Raw genomic sequence first — 16326 nt, 5'->3', positions numbered from 1 at the left:
AAGAATTAACACTAGGTCATTATATCACGTATAAAACTTATGTGGTGAAAATTCAGAAAAAAGACTCGCCCCTATCTTTAGAGACAAGTCTAACTGATTCATTGTTGCGTATAGATGGAAACCGAGCCACCGTTGACGAAGAACTCGCCCCAACCGTCCGCATTGATCGTCACGAGACGTCCGTTATTTCCTGTCATGTCTTTCCACACTTCCCCTGCATTCTGTTTTCCGACATACATCCATTTCGATCCGCCTGGTCCGTCCGATAAAATCGTTGCAAGACCAGACTTCGCACGGTCCGTCACTCCTTCACGTGTCCACCCGATGACGTCTTGGTGATTGATGTAGTCATGTTGTGTACCGTAGGCGAAATCTTTACGCGCTTTCAAAATCGGCTGAAGCGACGCTGACATATTCGGGATTTCACGGTTCGTCGTCCCTTTCGTTCCATAATAATCTCCGTAGAAGAGTGCTGGATATCCTTGACCACGTGTCATGATGGTCGCGTAGGCAAGCGGTTTGAACCAATTCGCGACTGTTGATTCCAGTGACTGGCCTGGTTGCGAATCATGATTGTCGACAATCGTCACAGCGAGTGTTGGGTGCTGCTCGACGACCGTACCTTTTAGAATGTTCCGCATGTCATAGTAACCGCCACCATTCCCTGCCGCTTGGAAATTGTAATGGAGTGGTACATCGAATACGGAATGAGTGTAGCCCGTCTTGGCCAAATAATCATTGATGGCCCCTAAGTCATTCTTCCAATACTCCGCAACAGTGAACATCTCTTTTCCGGTTGCCTGACGAACACTCGTCACCCATTCCTTTAAGTATGAATGATTGATATGCTTCACCGCATCCAGTCGGAAGCCGTCCAATCCAAGCGAATCCGCGTACCATTTCCCCCAGTTTTTCATCTCCTGACGTACTTCCGGATGCTCAAAATCGACATCGGCGTACATCAAGTAGTCATAGTTCCCGTTCTCACCCGACACTTCACTATCCCATGCTTTACCCGTGCTCTTGAATTTGTAGATACGGCTCAAACTCCGTGACTGATCCCAGTCAGTCCCGTCAAAGTGATACCAACGCCACTTGAACGGCGAGTATGTATTGTTCCGTCCAGCAAAATTGAATCCCGTCCAGGCAGAAATGGCATATTCCCCAGACGTCTCTTGATTTCGGTTAGAAGGATTGACCTCGACCGCTTGAACGGACTCGGTATAATCCGCTCCGCCTTTATGGTTCATGACGACATCCCCATATACGCCAATCCCTTTCCCGCGTAAGTTCGAGATCGCCGACTGTAGCTGCGCTTTCGTTCCATACTTCGTCCGAGTCGTCCCTTTTTGATTGAACTCTCCTAAATCATACAAATCATAGGCCCCGTATCCGACATCATTTTGAGACGTCCCTTTATACGCCGGCGGGATCCAAACCGTGGAGATCCCGATGTCTTTCAAATGCTGCGAATCATTCGAGAGTCGATTCCAATGTTGCCCATCGTTTGGAACATACCATTCAAAGTATTGCATTATCGTACCGTTCTGTGGTGTCGCTGCCTGTGCGACCGGTTGCCCCGAAAGCAGTGCAATCGATGTCACTCCAGCTAGAACAGCAATCCCTTGTGGTTTCTTCAACATCCTTCATTCCTCCTCAAATAGTTAATGAAATCGCTTGCATTAATTATTGTGAATGATTTTTAATTTGTTGCATAGATAGACACTAATAAACAGTTCTCTCTCCCTAACTATTTCCCATTCGAATAGTTCAGTCGAACGAAACAAAGACGGATGGCTTGTGCCATCCGCCTAGTCATCCCTCCCGGCTAATTCGTTTGCGTTTGAAACGGTAGCCGATGTACGGAAGTCCTGTAAACACGAGACCGATCGTCACGAGTAGTTGAATCCCAATCAATATTGTCTCGACAACGGTTGGCCAATTAAACTGAAACAACGAAAAGAGTGCAATCCATAAAATACCTAGGATGAGCGCAGCTCTTCCCATCTGACGCTCCATGTCATGATATTTTTCCTCTGTTGTTTCGACATCCGAGTAAATCGGCTTGGCATCTCGATCTCCTTTGAAAATATGAATCTCATCCCCGGTTGATGTGACATGTTCCCACCCGCTCGACGCAAACAGGTCAAAGTAGTCTTCGTCTGGACGAGTACGATAGTCCAAACTATACTGAACGTCTTCCGGTTCCCCTTCAACGAGCGTGTATCCTAGCGGGGCAAACTTCTTCAAATGCCATCCCTTGGCCGCCATTCGTTCTAGTTTCCGCATCTCACGCTCTTCAGCAAACGCCAATCCCCAGCTCGACATATACTTTTGTCTCATCTTAATCCCTCCATATCCAAAATGACACAGGCATCTTCGACCATCGCCTGTCGTCTCTTCACATCATCCGTTAAAATCGAGCGGCCTTTATTCGTGATTCGATAGTTCTTTTTCTTTCCGTCCCCATCCATCGGTTCAATCAGTTCGGCATTCAACAACTTTTTGATAATCGTATACATCGAAGCCGGACCAATTTGCATTCGCCCTCGCGTGGTCTCTTCGACAAATTGCATGACTAAATAGCCATGACGCGGCGTCGTGAGCGCCAACAGGATATAAAACATACTATCCGTCAGTTCCCCTAACTCTAATGAGTCCGTTCGCGGCATCTTTCCACCTCCTATATCATTGAATGATATATTTCTTATACTCAATATATATCGTTAAATGATATATGTCAATAAATGATATAAAAAAAGCCGCACCCTTTTAGGTATGCGACTTCAAGATAAACGGTTTTAACTAGTGACATAGTCTAAATCATGCAAGATATACGCCAGGAAGAAAATCATGCTTGGATTCTCATATCGCATCTGGACTTTACGGAGCTGCTCGCGATACGTGACCTCATACTCGGCCCCGTTCATCTTCCGCTCCATGTTCATCTTGATGAGCGCATCAAGCTTGTCCATCATGTCGACGAGCATTCCCTCATACGTATCGTCTTTCGAGTCAGCCATATATCGACGGAACGCCGGTTGCATATACTCAGGCAACAGTCCAAGCAGACGTTCACTTTCCGCTCGCTCGTATGCCTCAAACGCAGCCCCCGTCTCTTGCGTCGAATGTTTGACTGGACCGAGCACGTCTCCGGTCACCCCTTCAACTAAATCGTGACAGAGAAGACGAGCCACGAGTTCGGCGACATCGACATCGACGTCGTACTTCTCACGCTCTAAGAGCCCACTGAACATACCGAGCGCGGCAGCCCGGAAACCATGAATCGCATCGTTGTCGTCAATCGTGTTAAAGCGACCTTTCCAGCGACGGACGCTATCCATCCGCATGACGTTCTCGATGAATCGCAACACATCCGTTTCTGCCTCGACCTGGTCGAACAGCCAGCGGACCGAATCAATCGGATGATGTCGGAGTGCGGCTTTCATCTCTTCTAGCTTGTCATCAAAGTGCGGAGAGCCGTGCGCGACTTCTCGTCGCACGAACAACATCGCATCGAACGAATCAATCCCGTCCACGATTCGACCTTCGAACGAATCATCTTCCGCTTCCACCACGAAACGATGAAAGTGAGGACGTAATGATTGCGACAGCAGCTCGACAAGACCGAGACTCGCTGTTCGTTCCATACGCTCGATGTGACCGATCAAGGTCGGTTCTTTTTTCGTCCGGTGCATGATCGGGCCCGTCTGGACTTCATTCATGTCGTGGAAAATGGCTTTCCCGAGTAAATCGAGCAAATCGACTTCACGTCCGTTCTCTTTTTCCACATAAGCCGCGATCAAGCTAAAGACCGCGACACGAAAGCTATGACTCGCTGCGTTATCATGATAATGGGGGGCATATTCATCCCACCGTTGCACATTTTGCATGCGTGTCATCTTTCGGATAAACGTTCCGTTATGCATGGCTTCACTCCTTACGATAATCGTTCAAATACATCGTCATGACAGACGACATATAACATATCTGTTTCCTGAAGCGGCAAATCGAGCATCATCGCCACATCCAAGCGGTCATTGACTGCGATGAGTGTCACCCCTGATTCAAGTAACGCTGTATTTGCTTGTCGAACATTCTGCCACTCGACTTTTGGTTTCAACGCTTGAATGTTCCCACCTGACTGTTTGCTCAACAACTGACGGAAAATTGCTGTCGTTCCAGGTTGTAACGTCGCTTTTGCCATCAAGAGGGAGACCGAGTCGTTCGCTAAAATAAAATCGTCGACGCGGACGTGTTTAAATTTCGAGATATTTCTTTCTTCACACACTTCGACGACCGTGTGCAAGTCCACCTGATACTCAGAAGAGAGTGCCTCGACCGCTGACGCAATCAATAACGACTTCCCATCGGCGAGTAACGTCTCCGTGATACGGGCATCCGCAAAAATCGCGACGCGTCGCGCCTTCAAGACGTTTGCTTGCAGCAATACCGCTTCATCCGAAGCATCGCCTGATACGAAGTGAACTTGATCGTGCACGTACGGTTCCTCAACTAACTGATCAATCAAGACGATCTCTGCTTTCGGTTCGTAGTTAAGTACTTCATCGATTGCTTTCTTCGTCTTCGGGGACCACCCGATATACACATAATGTCCTTCTCCACGATACACTAGTCTTCCCTCCCGTTTTAGCCGTTGAAACGTCGCACCGATTTCAACCAATTTTCCAATCAACGCCCCGATAATCCCAATCCCGAATAGGAATAAGAATATCCCGAGCCATCGCCCTGCCATGGAGGACGGATAAAAGTCCCCGTATCCGACGGTCGTCAATGTCGTCATCGTCCACCAGAACGAATCAAACAGTGATCCGAATGTCTCTGGTTCTAAAACATAACCAAGCACGGTTCCTAAGATAATGATGCCAATCGAAGCTAAGACGACATTCAAAAATGATAATTTCGCTAACCCTTTCCACACACGAAATAAGATATGCACTGTTTCCCCCTCCTTCTCTCTTATATACTAAACGTAACCACAAAAAGATTCACGAAACCATTTTGATGGTGATTCCGTATAAGAAGAAAAAAGGAAGGACTGACTTATGAACTCCATCGTCTTAGAGTATCGTCTCTATAAAAATGAATTATCGTTCGAACCACTATACCATTACACGTCTCTCGGCTTAGACGAAGTGCTAGCTCGTCGTGAATGTGAGTTTTTCGTCAAAGACGGCATGACCTACAAACAACGCTCGTCTGCCCTTGAAGGCGATCAATACTTTTTAATTTATGTCGATCGCTATACAGAGGGACCGATGGACAAGCACGAAACGAGCGACATCAAAGTCGAAATCCGCACGCTCGACGACCGGTTTGACAACCCATTACTCGAAGCCTATTACGTCGACCGCCACCTTGATGCACTCGCCATGCTCGGAAGCCGATACTTGTATGTCGCCGGTAAAGAATATGAGCGCGATTCAGCAGAAACAGATGAAGATCGTGGTGTGTATGTTATCTACGTCACACCGACTGGTTATGAATTGGAGGAATCAACATGAAGACAAGCAAGAAAATTTTAAGCGGACTATCCGTTGCGGTATTGACCACTTCCCTTGCCGCGTGCGGTGGGGATGAATATGAAGAGGCGGCACTCCCGGAAGAACCGACCGGATACGAATGTGACGATTGGGACTGGAATGACGAGACCGAGTCGTATTATTGTGACGACGACCGCTCTCCGCACTATGGCAGCTACTTCTTACTCGGTAGCCTGTTCCGCTCAAAAAATGCGTTGAAGAGCTCTTCGTCGTATAAGACGTACAAAGCCAACGGTGGTGCGACCGGTGCCGTATCGAACGGCTCAAATTCAGGATCGTCAAAATCTGGACTCGGCAGTGGCTCTAAAGGTGGATTCGGCGGATGACGCGTGACGAACTTTACAGTCAAATCCCTTATTTTTGGCCCGATTTAAACGATGAAGAATATGCCTTATATGATTGTTTTGAGATGACCGCCTCGCAGGTTGCCTCTGTCCGAGAGGCAACCGAGGCGGTTGACTCGATTTTTCGGAAGACGAATCAATTATTACGCACCCTACCTGACGAAACGCTCCGACTGCTTGGTTACCCTGAGGCGAGTCTGCCGTTCTTACGGGCGAAGACGATACCGCAGGAGACGATCATCGGTCGTTACGACTGGATCATGAAAGATGATCAACTCAAGTTGATGGAGTTCAATGCAGATACGCCGACCTTCATTAAGGAGCTGTTTGATGTGAACGGCGTGGTCGCTTCCGAGTTTGGTCTACTCGACCCGAACAGGGAAGCCACCCCCCAACTGAAAATTGAGCTGCGGAAAGCGATCGTCGCCGCGTGGAATCGACTCAAACGAGAAGGCACACCGAAAATCGTTTTTACGGCACATGATGATAACATCGAAGACAAGTGGACGGCACGATTTTTACAAGAAACGCTCGACGTACCGTCTGAATTCGTACCTTTGCACACTTTACTCGTCGACGAAGACGGCGTCTACACACCATCGGGCGAGCGAATTGACATCTTATATCGCCAAACATATCCGATTGAGCACCTTGTGGACGACCGGGCTCCAGACGGAGACTTGATTGGCATTCGGTTACTTGAACTCGATCAACAAAAATACGTGTCACTGCTCAATCCCCTCTCTGCGTTTCTCATGCAATCGAAAGGCGTACAGGCGTTGATTTGGGAATTGTATGAGACGGAGACACTATTCGATCAAGCCGAGCGCAACATCATCGGAACATATTTTTTACCGACTTACTTAGAAGACACACCGTTTCTCGGTGAATCGGACTATGTCAAAAAGCCGGCATTCGGACGTGAAGGGGACTCCGTCATCTTGTATACGAAAGATGGCCAACCGTTTCATCGCGAAACATTACAAACGTATGCGGAAGAAACGGCCGTGTACCAACAGTTCATCGAACTCCCGACACGGATGACGACAACCGTCAAAGGTCGTATGGAGACACATTACATGGTCGGATGTTTTTGCTTGAACGGACACCCATCCGCACTCGGCGTCCGCGCCGGCAGCATGATCACGAACAACCAATCTTATTACTTAGCCGTTGGCACACCTATACAGAAGGAGACGAACTCATGACATTCATCACACTCGATTCAATCTTAAGCTTCCTGGCCCACCTCGGGACAGGATTCGGTCTCATTCTCGCGGGACTCATCATCTTCGCACTAACAACCAAATATTCGGAACGCAAGTTAATCAAAGAAGGCAACATGGCTGTCGCGTTGAAACTTTGGGGGAAAGCACTAGGACTCGCCATCGTCATTTATACAGTCTGGGCGAACAGCGTCAACTTGCTCGATGCGTTCATCTGGGGACTCGTCGGTATCGCCGCCCAAGTATTGGCGTTCTGGACGTTTGAATACATCCTTACACCAGGCGTGAATTTAGAAAAAGAAGTCGAGAATGGCAACATGGCCATCGGTTTCAGCTTGTTCGCCGCATCACTCGTCGTCGGGATCATCGTCGCCGCGAGCTTGACGTACTAATCAAACACCCCATGCACGCATTTGCGAAGCATGGGGTGTTCGTATTTATAAAAGTCAGGAGGAACAATCATGTCGAAGCGAATCTTCTTACTCACAATCGTTTCCGGTCTCATCATCGTAGCCATCGCAGTCGGTGTCGGACTTTACACCTACACTAACATTCAGGCTGGTGACTCATACGAAAATGCCGAAAAAGAAATGAATCGTTATATGACGACGAACAATTGGTATACGTTTGAAATTCATAATATGGAACAGTCCGTTCTCTCTTTTTACACAAATGAAGACCGCTCCGTCATCGGTCTAGCTGAGATTGATGTCGAAACAGGGAACTTAGGGTCTGTCACGAAACAAACAGAGCCGAATCAGCCTTTTGACTTCGTCATCCTTCGAGTTGAAGACATGGAGTACATCGGTGTTCACCTTAAAGAGCGACCGGAAGATATCGTCTATTTACGGTTAAACGGTGACGATGTCTCAAAAGATTTTCTTGTCAACGATCCCGAAATTGAAAGCTACACCATGACATATGTCATTGAAACATCACGACCGTCAGATGGTTCGTGGTCACTTGAAACATTGGATGCCAACAAACAAGTCATACATTCAAGTAAACTCACGGAATAACCTATATTGTGCATCAAGACGACTTTTTCCAGTCGTCTTTTTTAGTTGGTCGCAAGAACTCCAGACGGTCCGAAAAATTCATATCGTGCCTGTGGAATCACACTTACAACCGTCTCCATCATCGCACTCGGTCCGCACGTATAAACATCATGCCCTTCCACATCAAGTGCTTCAAGGTGTGACTTATTCATGCAACCCGATACGTCATCCACGTGTGTGATGAATTTAAGCCCTTGATTCACGAGTTCATCGAGTTCGTCTCCGAGCGGACGAAGGTCCATACTCCGAACTGCGTGCAATAACGTGACAGGACGTCCTTGTTCGAGTGCCGTCTTCGCCATGTTGAAGAGGGGCGTGATCCCGATTCCTCCCGCGATGAGTGTGAGCGGACGATCAGACGTTTCAAGGATAAATTCTCCTGCTGGTGCGCTCATCGGGACTTCTGTTCCGACCGTCTGTTCATGGAGCCAGTTTGAGACGAGTCCCTCCGCTTTCGGCGCAATCCAGTAGCCGTCTTCTGTCGTCTCGATGACACTATATTGACGGTGATGTAGGATGTCCTCTCCCGCAATGCGCGCTTGAACCGAGACGTATTGTCCTGGGATGGCTGTGCCAATAACTCCATCTTTCGCGACGAGACGGAATCGTTTCACTTCAGGTGTATCTACTATGATTTCTTCGATGACGAACGGTTTGAATCCGACCCATGGCGCGTCATCATACATTTTTTTCTCGAGTGAGATGAAGACATCGGCAATCACACCGTAAGCTTTTGCCCATGCATCGATGATGTCAGGTGTTGCAGCTTCACCGAGTACGTCTTGAATCGCCGCAAGCAAGTTCTCACCGACAATCGGATAATGCTCCGGTCGGATGTTCAAACTTTTATGTTTATGAAGTGCTGGTTGGATGGCAGGAAGAATCGCTTCGAGTCGGTCGATATGAAGCGCAGCCGCATAGACCGCGTTCGCGAGTGCTTCCGGCTGACGTCCTCGCTTTTGGTTCGTATGGTTGAAGAAGTGACGAACTTCTGGATTTTGTTCAAACATTCGTTGATAAAAATGCTTCGTAATCGTCACACCATTTTCTTTCAAAACTGGTGCCGTCGCCTTTACAATCTCAATCGTTTGTTGATCTAACATGTGAATTTCCCCCTTTTGTTTTGTACACGTTCATTATGTGAGTCAAGTCACTTTAAAGCAATATATTAAATACTTGTTTAAAGTAGATTTCACGTTTCTGACTTATTTTCGCCATCACCCTTTCACATTTGTTCGAATCGCACTTTTTTGGATTGTCTTGTACAATGAAACGAGAGGTGATGATGGATGAGACTCACGCAAACATGTGACTACGCACTGCGAACGTTGATGTATAGCGCTACGTTTTCACATCGGCTCGTCACGATTCAAGAAGTGGCAGACCAATATAACATCTCCAAAAACCATGTCATGAAGGTCGTATATGAGCTTGGGAAACATGGTTATTTGGAATCGGTGCGTGGTCGAGGCGGCGGCTTTCGACTCGCACGACCGATGGATGACATCAATGTAGGGGAAGTCGTTCGGACGATGGAACCGTTCGAACTCGTGGAATGCTTCGGGGAAGGCCGATGCGTCATCGCACCTGCCTGTGATTTACGAGGTGTTTTGAATGAAGCCATGTTGGCGTTTCTTCATGTACTCGATCGATACACGATTGCGGATCTCCTCGTCAACCGAACGAACGAACTCGCCATGTTATTAGGCGTACAAAACCCGACGGACTGAAATGGTCCGTCGGGTTTTCCGCTTACAAAGACTTTAGTTTTGATTCGATTTCTGCTCGCTTTGACTCAAGAAACGGAGGCAAGGCTAATCGCTCTCCGAGTCTCTCAAGCGATTCATCCATCGCAAATCCCGGTTCATCTGTTGCCAGTTCCACTAAGATTCCGCTCGGTTCGCGGAAGTAAATCGACTGAAAATAGTAACGGTCAATAAGACCAGAGTGGCTGATTCCATGTGCGTCAAGCTTCTCGATCCACTTCGTCATATCGTCTGTTTCTTCCACTCGAATCGCCACATGATGCACACTCCCTCGCCCTGGTCGTTCCGATGGCAAATCCGGCCGATCGACGAGATGAATCTCTGTTGCCACACCACCCTCGCCCGTCTCAAAGACACGCACGTCATGTCCATCCCGTTCAAATGTCGTTACATATCGATAGCCGAGCACTTCTGTCAGCACCCGTGCCGTCTTGTCGATCCGCCGTACCGTCCATTCACTGAATCCGAGACCGAAGATACCGAGGTCCGTTGGCACTGGACCTTTGCTCCAAGGTGTCCCGCTCCCTCCTTCTACAAGACAGAGACGTTGACCCTCATGATCTTCGAACGAAAGGGTCGCCCTTCCTAAAACCGACTCGATTTCTCCGTAAGATACATCGAACGCGTCAAAACGCTCCTGCCAGTACGCGAGCGCTCCATCCGGCACCCTGAGTGCTGTCCGGGAAATACTGCTTGACCCTCGATACGTCTGTCCGAGAAACGGTAACTCAAAGAACGTCAAATCGGTTCCAGGCGTACCCATCTCGTCTGCATAGAACAAGTGATACATCGATGGGTCATCCTGGTTAACCGTCTTTTTGACGAGCCGCATCCCTAGTATTTCCGTGTAGAATCGCAAGTTCTTCTTAGCATCCCCGGTCATCGCTGACACGTGATGTTGTCCACTAATCACCTTCATCCCTCATCTCCCCTTTCGACTATATCGTTATTGTATCATCCCCAAATGAGTAAAGTCCTCTTTACATTATGTAAAGTTTGTTTTACACTAATGGTAGAAACTAGAAATGAGGTGGCACGATGCCATTAGTCAACCGCGTGAAAGAACTGCGTGCCCGGCACCAGTTAACCCAAGGCGACCTGGCCGAAAAGGTCGGTGTGACGAGACAGACGATCATCTCGCTCGAGAAAGGCAGCTACACACCGTCACTCATGCTGGCGATGCACATCGCACGGGTGTTCGAGGAACCGGTCGAATCTATATTCACAATCGAGGAGGAAAGAAAATGAAACACGTTGTCGTTCAGTCTATTTCCAGCATCATCCTGTATGTCCTGATGGCATTTCTATTCAGCTCATTTTTATCCGATGTGTCGAAGACCGTCAGCGAGTCTGACCGATTCTTAGTTGAATTCAATCTGCTTCCACTACTTTTACTCGTTGTTTTTGGCATTGTTTGGACAGTCTATTCGTTTAACTCCCGGCCGAACAAGCAGTTGAGCTTCACTCAATGGTCTGTCCGCATGACTGAATTTAGTGAAGTCGATGAGCGTGAACAAATCATCACAGTGAAAGCGACAAAAGCGGCATACATCTCGTTCGGCATCTCCGTTCCTATTTTTATGGGGTCGTTTATGTTCTATCCGTTGTTTGAAGATACACTTCCCGCCTATCCGATCTATGCACTCGCTTCAACGCTCATCATCGCGACACTCGTCTATATGACGACTTGGATTCGCGGTTATCGACATTAAGGAATTCATCACGAATTCCTTTTTTTGTGTCCATTTTTCATCGATTCGGCTATCATGATTGCCAATTCTATTACACCGTGCTTATATATAACTAAATGGTTATATAAAGAATGTAAGGAGTCTTGCTTTGTGAAAACCGTCGATTTGACGATTGGAAACGTGCAACGCGTCATTCTGGCTCTTGCCCTTCCGCTCGTCGGTAGCTCGTTATTACAGTTTACGTATAGTCTCGTCGACATGTTTTGGGTCGGTGCGCTCGGGAGTGATGCTGTGGCAAGTATCGGTGCGGCTAGTTTTTATATCATGCTCGGACAGGCGATTCAATCGTTGATTGTCGTTGGTGCCGGCATCAAAGTATCACAAGCTGTCGGGAGACGTGACCTCAATTCGGTTCAGCGTCATGTCCGGGCCAGCAGGCGTCTGAATCTAACACTCGGTCTTTCGTACGCCTCACTACTAATTGTGTTCGGTCATACCCTCATCGGCTTTTTGAATATGGGTGCCCCCGCTGTGGAGCAACTTGCGTATGAATATTTATTCGTCAGCGCGCCGATGCTCATCTTTTCTTTCTTTAATTTGCTGTTTGCTCGTCTATTCAGTGCATATGGCAATACGACAACAGCGATGCGAATCAATGCGACAGGTGTCATCCTCAATATGATTCTCTCCCCGATTTTCATTTATCCATTCCAACTCGGTGTGATCGGGGCTGCCCTTGCAACACTTGTCGCCAACGTCATGATGTTCGGATTGTTTCGGCACCGCGCTCGTACATTATTCAATTGGGATGAAGTCGTTCAGCCGACTCGAGCTGACTATAAAGAAATCATCCGTCTTGGTTTTCCGATGGCAACCCAACGGATTTTGTTCACGGTAATCAGTATTTTTCTTGCCCGCATGATTGGCTCATACGGGACGGAAGCGATTGCGGCACAGCGCATCGGACTTCAAATCGAATCGATTGTCTACATGATGATTGGTGGCTTGAACGGAGCAATGGCTAGCTATACCGGTCAAAACCTCGGGGCACGAAAAGTAGATCGTGTTCATGAAGGTTACCGGGTAACGACCCGACTCGGGATGGTTTACACAGGATTCATTATGTTGTTCTTTTTATTCGCCCCAGATTTACTCATTGGTCTATTCGTCGATGACGTTCGAACCATCGAAATTGGGGCGAGCTACTTGCGAATTATCGGCATTTCGCTCGTCTTCTCATCGATTGAAATGATTGGAAACGGATACTTCTCAGGACTCGGATTACCGAAAATCCCCGCGACCATCTCGATTATTTTCACAGTGGCCCGTATCCCGCTCGCATTTTTTCTTGAGCCTTATCTCGGAATCGATGCCATCTGGTGGAGTATCGCCATCTCAAGTATCACAAAAGGGCTTGTCTCCGCCCTCTTTGTCCGACTAACGAAAAAGGAAGTGATTTCCCTTGCAGAAGCAGTTTAATCAACTACCCCACCATCTCATCACAAGTGGAAAATTTGCCATCGAGCGAGAAATGTTACGCGTCACGTCAGAAGGCACACTAGCTGTTACGAAGCATCCAAAAGCACTCGGTCATAAAGCGACACATCCATATATCACGACCGACTTTTCTGAAAGTCAAATTGAGCTTGTCACCCCGACGTTTCCAACGATTGAGGCGGCACATCATTTTTTAGAAACGCTTTACGATATTACGGCGCTCAACATAGGCGATGAACGCCTTTGGCCACAATCGATGCCATGTGCCTTGCCGGAAGGTGGTACGATTCCACTCGCTGATTTTGGTGTGTCCGGAATAGAGGCTAGCCGTTATCGTGAGCATCTGCTCCAAAAATATGGTGCGAAAAAACAACTCATTTCTGGAATCCATTTCAACTTTTCATTTTCCGATGAGATGTTATCCGCATTATACGAAGGATCCCCTGAACAATATCGACGCTTCAAAGATCACCTATATTTGAAGTTAGTTCGTCAATATTTACGAATGCGTTGGCTCATCGTCTATTTGCTCGGTGCTACCCCAGCCGTACATGCGAGTTATGAAGAACGATGTGTCAGCCAGATGCAAGCGCTCCATGTAGACACTTTTTCAAATAAACAAGCATTGTCCTATCGGAATAGCGACTGTGGGTACACGAATGTTGAACCGCTTTATCCAAATTATGCGACACTCTCAAGTTATATAGACGATGTAAAACGGTTCATTGCCAAAGGCGAGATTGCCAATCCGAACGAACTCTACTCCCCCATCCGATTGAAAACATCGAAAGGTGGTAACGACTTAAATCAACTCGAGGCACACGGTATCGATTACATTGAAATTCGCAATATCGATTTGAATCCGTTTGAAAAGACCGGAATTGCTCGTTCAGATTTACGGTTCCTTCATCTGTTTTTGTTGTACTTGACCTTTACTAAGGAGACATCTCATGTCGATTGGCAAGCTGAAGCGTACAATAATCAACAACGTGTCGCCAAAGAAGGCATGTCTCCCGCAAGCATATTGACTCGAGATGGTTACGCCATACCTTTACACACGTACGCGACAGAACTTCTCGACGCGATCGATTCGTTCAACACACAGTATGACCTCGGCTTCGAAGATGTCTTTCCCGCTGTACGCGAAAAAATTGATCACGTGGACCGGACGTACGCTTCCCGATTAAAGACGATTATGACCGAGACGGGTTATCACGCATGGTCCCTCGCCCAAGCAGAACACTTTTATGAGGACGCCTATGCAAATCGTTTTCGCATCCACGGTTATGCCGACCTGGAACTGTCTACTCAAATCTTAATGAAATCCGCAATTAAACGTGGTTATCGTGTCGATGTCATCGATCGTTCCGACCAGTTCATTCGGATTCGAAACGGCAAACACGAAGAATACGTCAAACAGGCAACGAAAACATCAAAAGACAATTATGTTTCCGTCTTAATGATGGAGAATAAAACGGTGACAAAGTTTGTACTCGCAGAGCATGGCATTCGTGTCCCTGAAGGGGTAGAACTTCAAGAGGAATCGGATTTATCTCAGGCATGGCATTCATTTTCAAAACAACCCATCGTCTTAAAGCCGAAGTCTACAAACTTCGGAGTCGGTATTCACATTTTTAAAGACGGAGCGACGTATGAGGAAGCACGGTCTGCATTTCAGTATGCGAAAACGTTTGATGATGTCGTTTTACTTGAGACATTCTTACCCGGAAAAGAATATCGCTTCCTCGTCATCGGGGATGATGTCGCGGGCATCCTCCATCGTGTCCCGGCGAACGTCACTGGAGATGGCACCTCTTCGATCCGTCAACTCGTTGCGACAAAAAATGAAGACCCGTTACGCGGAAAAGGATACAAGACACCGCTCGAGAAAATCGACATCGACGAGGTCGTCATCTCATTTTTACGTGCTCAAGGCAAGACACCCGATAGTATTCCCGCTCTCGATGAGCGTGTCTTCTTACGTGAAAACTCTAATATCAGTACCGGCGGAGATAGTATCGACTATACGGATCAAATTTCTGACATCTATAAGCGTATTGCTGTCGATGCCGCTAAGTCAGTCGGGGCAACCATCTGTGGTGTCGATATGATGATTCCCTCTCTCGATGATGCGCAAATCGAATACGGTATCATCGAATTGAATTTTAATCCCGCCATCCATATCCACGCTTTTCCTTATGAAGGAAAAGAACGACCGATTGGTGAGATGCTACTTGATTTATTGTTTAAATATTGAGTATTCCTGTTACGGAATATTCCTAATTGGGAATATTAAATGCAAGAGGACGGTGACGAAAAATGGAAGAGAGATTGGCTTCTTTGTTTCATGCGTTAGCCGACCCGAACCGGTTGCGGATGATCGAATTGTTACGGAAACAAGAGTGGACGGTCGGAATGATGGCAAATCAACTTGGGATCAGTCAACCGCAGACATCGAAGCACTTGCGAATTCTGTATGATGCAGGTCTCGTCACAGTAACCATTGATGCCAATCGAAGACGTTATGCACTCAAGTCTCAAGCACTCGAACCGTTAGATGCTTGGCGGACCTATATGGCTCGGGAAACAGAGCGACTCGATCGATTGGAGACGTTTTTAGCGGAGTCACAGCGAGAGGAGAATGGATCATGAGTACGGTTAAATCACATGTAGAGGGCACGACATTGATTATGGAACGTCTATTCAAGGCACCACGCCAACTTGTATTTGAAGCATTCTCGACACCTGCACATTTAGAGAAATGGTGGGGACCGTCCGGATGGGAGACGAAAGTATACAGCTTCGACTTCAAACCGGAGGGGATTTGGCATTATCGCATGACTTGTGTCGACAAAGAACAAGGTGACTTTTATGGTATGGAATCATGGGGCAAATCAACCTTTATCGACATCGATCCATACTCCCAAATCGTCTATACGGATGCATTCTCGGATGCGGACGGACACGTCAATCCGGACTTGCCTGTCATGACGATCACAAATGAATTTCTCGATACATCGGAAGGCACGTTATTCATTAGTCGCTCCGAATTCCCGAATGAAGAGGCTCTCCAACAAGTCGTCGAAATGGGCGCTGTCGAAGGGTTCACTTCCCAACTCGATCGTCTCGAAGCGATTGTAAGCCAGTAAAAAACATGCACCGTTCCCGAAAAGGAATGGT

Annotated in this window: 19 protein-coding genes; 12 read left to right on the top strand and 7 right to left on the bottom strand. The window is 47.4% G+C overall.

The window, feature by feature from the left end:
- Positions 1-98 precede the first annotated feature (98 nt).
- The 5 genes from amyS to IRJ25_RS00920 all read right to left on the bottom strand — a co-directional run bounded on the left by amyS (position 99) and on the right by IRJ25_RS00920 (position 4960).
- Positions 99-1643, bottom strand: a complete 1545-nt coding sequence (gene amyS, locus IRJ25_RS00940; RefSeq protein ID WP_214685368.1) for an alpha-amylase — start codon at positions 1641-1643, stop codon at positions 99-101.
- A 172-nt stretch (positions 1644-1815) separates the two neighbouring features.
- Positions 1816-2343, bottom strand: a complete 528-nt coding sequence (locus tag IRJ25_RS00935) for a DUF2812 domain-containing protein (RefSeq protein ID WP_214685366.1) — start codon at positions 2341-2343, stop codon at positions 1816-1818.
- Complete coding sequence (locus tag IRJ25_RS00930) at positions 2340-2672, bottom strand: PadR family transcriptional regulator (protein ID WP_269317574.1); 333 nt, start codon at positions 2670-2672, stop codon at positions 2340-2342. Before IRJ25_RS00930 ends, IRJ25_RS00935 begins: the two co-directional genes overlap by 4 nt.
- Before the next feature lie 129 nt (positions 2673-2801).
- Positions 2802-3929, bottom strand: a complete 1128-nt coding sequence (locus IRJ25_RS00925; RefSeq protein ID WP_078147724.1) for a YfbR-like 5'-deoxynucleotidase — start codon at positions 3927-3929, stop codon at positions 2802-2804.
- An 11-nt stretch (positions 3930-3940) separates the two neighbouring features.
- Positions 3941-4960 (bottom strand): potassium channel family protein, encoded by a 1020-nt coding sequence (locus tag IRJ25_RS00920; RefSeq protein WP_269317573.1) that lies wholly within the window; start codon positions 4958-4960, stop codon positions 3941-3943.
- 106 nt (positions 4961-5066) lie between these two features.
- On the opposite strand from IRJ25_RS00920, the gene IRJ25_RS00915 reads away from it, so the two are divergent.
- The 5 genes from IRJ25_RS00915 (at position 5067) to IRJ25_RS00895 (ending at position 8153) form a co-directional block, all read left to right on the top strand.
- Entirely contained in the window at positions 5067-5525 is a 459-nt protein-coding gene (locus IRJ25_RS00915) for a hypothetical protein (RefSeq protein ID WP_269317572.1), read from the top strand.
- Positions 5522-5890 (top strand): hypothetical protein, encoded by a 369-nt coding sequence (locus IRJ25_RS00910; RefSeq protein WP_269317571.1) that lies wholly within the window; start codon positions 5522-5524, stop codon positions 5888-5890. Before IRJ25_RS00915 ends, IRJ25_RS00910 begins: the two co-directional genes overlap by 4 nt.
- Positions 5887-7116, top strand: coding sequence for a glutathionylspermidine synthase family protein (locus IRJ25_RS00905; protein ID WP_269317570.1), 1230 nt, complete (start codon positions 5887-5889; stop codon positions 7114-7116). Before IRJ25_RS00910 ends, IRJ25_RS00905 begins: the two co-directional genes overlap by 4 nt.
- Positions 7113-7526, top strand: a complete 414-nt coding sequence (locus IRJ25_RS00900) for a DUF350 domain-containing protein (protein WP_012727460.1) — start codon at positions 7113-7115, stop codon at positions 7524-7526. The genes IRJ25_RS00905 and IRJ25_RS00900 overlap by 4 nt, the downstream gene beginning before the upstream one ends.
- A 69-nt stretch (positions 7527-7595) precedes the next feature.
- The gene (locus IRJ25_RS00895; RefSeq protein ID WP_269317569.1) at positions 7596-8153 is read left to right on the top strand and encodes a hypothetical protein; all 558 of its coding nucleotides are present in this window, start codon (positions 7596-7598) and stop codon (positions 8151-8153) included.
- A gap of 41 nt (positions 8154-8194) precedes the next feature.
- Here the strand turns inward: IRJ25_RS00895 and IRJ25_RS00890 are convergent, their stop codons facing one another.
- Complete coding sequence (locus IRJ25_RS00890; protein WP_269317568.1) at positions 8195-9295, bottom strand: globin domain-containing protein; 1101 nt, start codon at positions 9293-9295, stop codon at positions 8195-8197.
- A 186-nt stretch (positions 9296-9481) separates the two neighbouring features.
- Between IRJ25_RS00890 and IRJ25_RS00885 the strand changes: the two genes are divergently transcribed.
- Positions 9482-9922 (top strand): RrF2 family transcriptional regulator, encoded by a 441-nt coding sequence (locus tag IRJ25_RS00885; protein WP_269317567.1) that lies wholly within the window; start codon positions 9482-9484, stop codon positions 9920-9922.
- 22 nt (positions 9923-9944) lie between these two features.
- Here IRJ25_RS00885 and IRJ25_RS00880 read toward each other — a convergent pair whose 3' ends face one another.
- Positions 9945-10877 (bottom strand): ring-cleaving dioxygenase, encoded by a 933-nt coding sequence (locus IRJ25_RS00880; protein ID WP_269317566.1) that lies wholly within the window; start codon positions 10875-10877, stop codon positions 9945-9947.
- 119 nt (positions 10878-10996) lie between these two features.
- Here IRJ25_RS00880 and IRJ25_RS00875 point away from each other — a divergent pair, with 119 nt between their 5' ends.
- The 6 genes from IRJ25_RS00875 to IRJ25_RS00850 all read left to right on the top strand — a co-directional run bounded on the left by IRJ25_RS00875 (position 10997) and on the right by IRJ25_RS00850 (position 16295).
- A complete protein-coding gene (locus IRJ25_RS00875; protein WP_074035697.1) occupies positions 10997-11206 on the top strand; it encodes a helix-turn-helix transcriptional regulator in 210 nt (69 codons plus the stop codon).
- Positions 11203-11670 (top strand): hypothetical protein, encoded by a 468-nt coding sequence (locus tag IRJ25_RS00870; RefSeq protein ID WP_074035695.1) that lies wholly within the window; start codon positions 11203-11205, stop codon positions 11668-11670. Before IRJ25_RS00875 ends, IRJ25_RS00870 begins: the two co-directional genes overlap by 4 nt.
- Positions 11671-11799: 129 nt before the next feature.
- Complete coding sequence (locus tag IRJ25_RS00865) at positions 11800-13128, top strand: MATE family efflux transporter (protein ID WP_269317565.1); 1329 nt, start codon at positions 11800-11802, stop codon at positions 13126-13128.
- Positions 13112-15403: a bifunctional glutamate--cysteine ligase GshA/glutathione synthetase GshB gene (gshAB, locus tag IRJ25_RS00860; protein WP_269317564.1), complete on the top strand. Its 2292-nt coding sequence runs from the start codon at positions 13112-13114 to the stop codon at positions 15401-15403. The genes IRJ25_RS00865 and gshAB overlap by 17 nt, the downstream gene beginning before the upstream one ends.
- Positions 15404-15465: 62 nt before the next feature.
- The gene (locus tag IRJ25_RS00855) at positions 15466-15798 is read left to right on the top strand and encodes an ArsR/SmtB family transcription factor (RefSeq protein ID WP_214685342.1); all 333 of its coding nucleotides are present in this window, start codon (positions 15466-15468) and stop codon (positions 15796-15798) included.
- Positions 15795-16295, top strand: a complete 501-nt coding sequence (locus tag IRJ25_RS00850) for an SRPBCC family protein (protein ID WP_269317563.1) — start codon at positions 15795-15797, stop codon at positions 16293-16295. Before IRJ25_RS00855 ends, IRJ25_RS00850 begins: the two co-directional genes overlap by 4 nt.
- Positions 16296-16326 lie beyond the last annotated feature (31 nt).

The organism is Exiguobacterium sp. KJ 601 (assembly GCF_027161185.1).
In the GTDB taxonomy this organism is placed as follows: Bacteria; Bacillota; Bacilli; order Exiguobacteriales; family Exiguobacteriaceae; genus Exiguobacterium; species Exiguobacterium profundum.
This window is presented reverse-complemented; position numbering and strand designations above follow the sequence as displayed.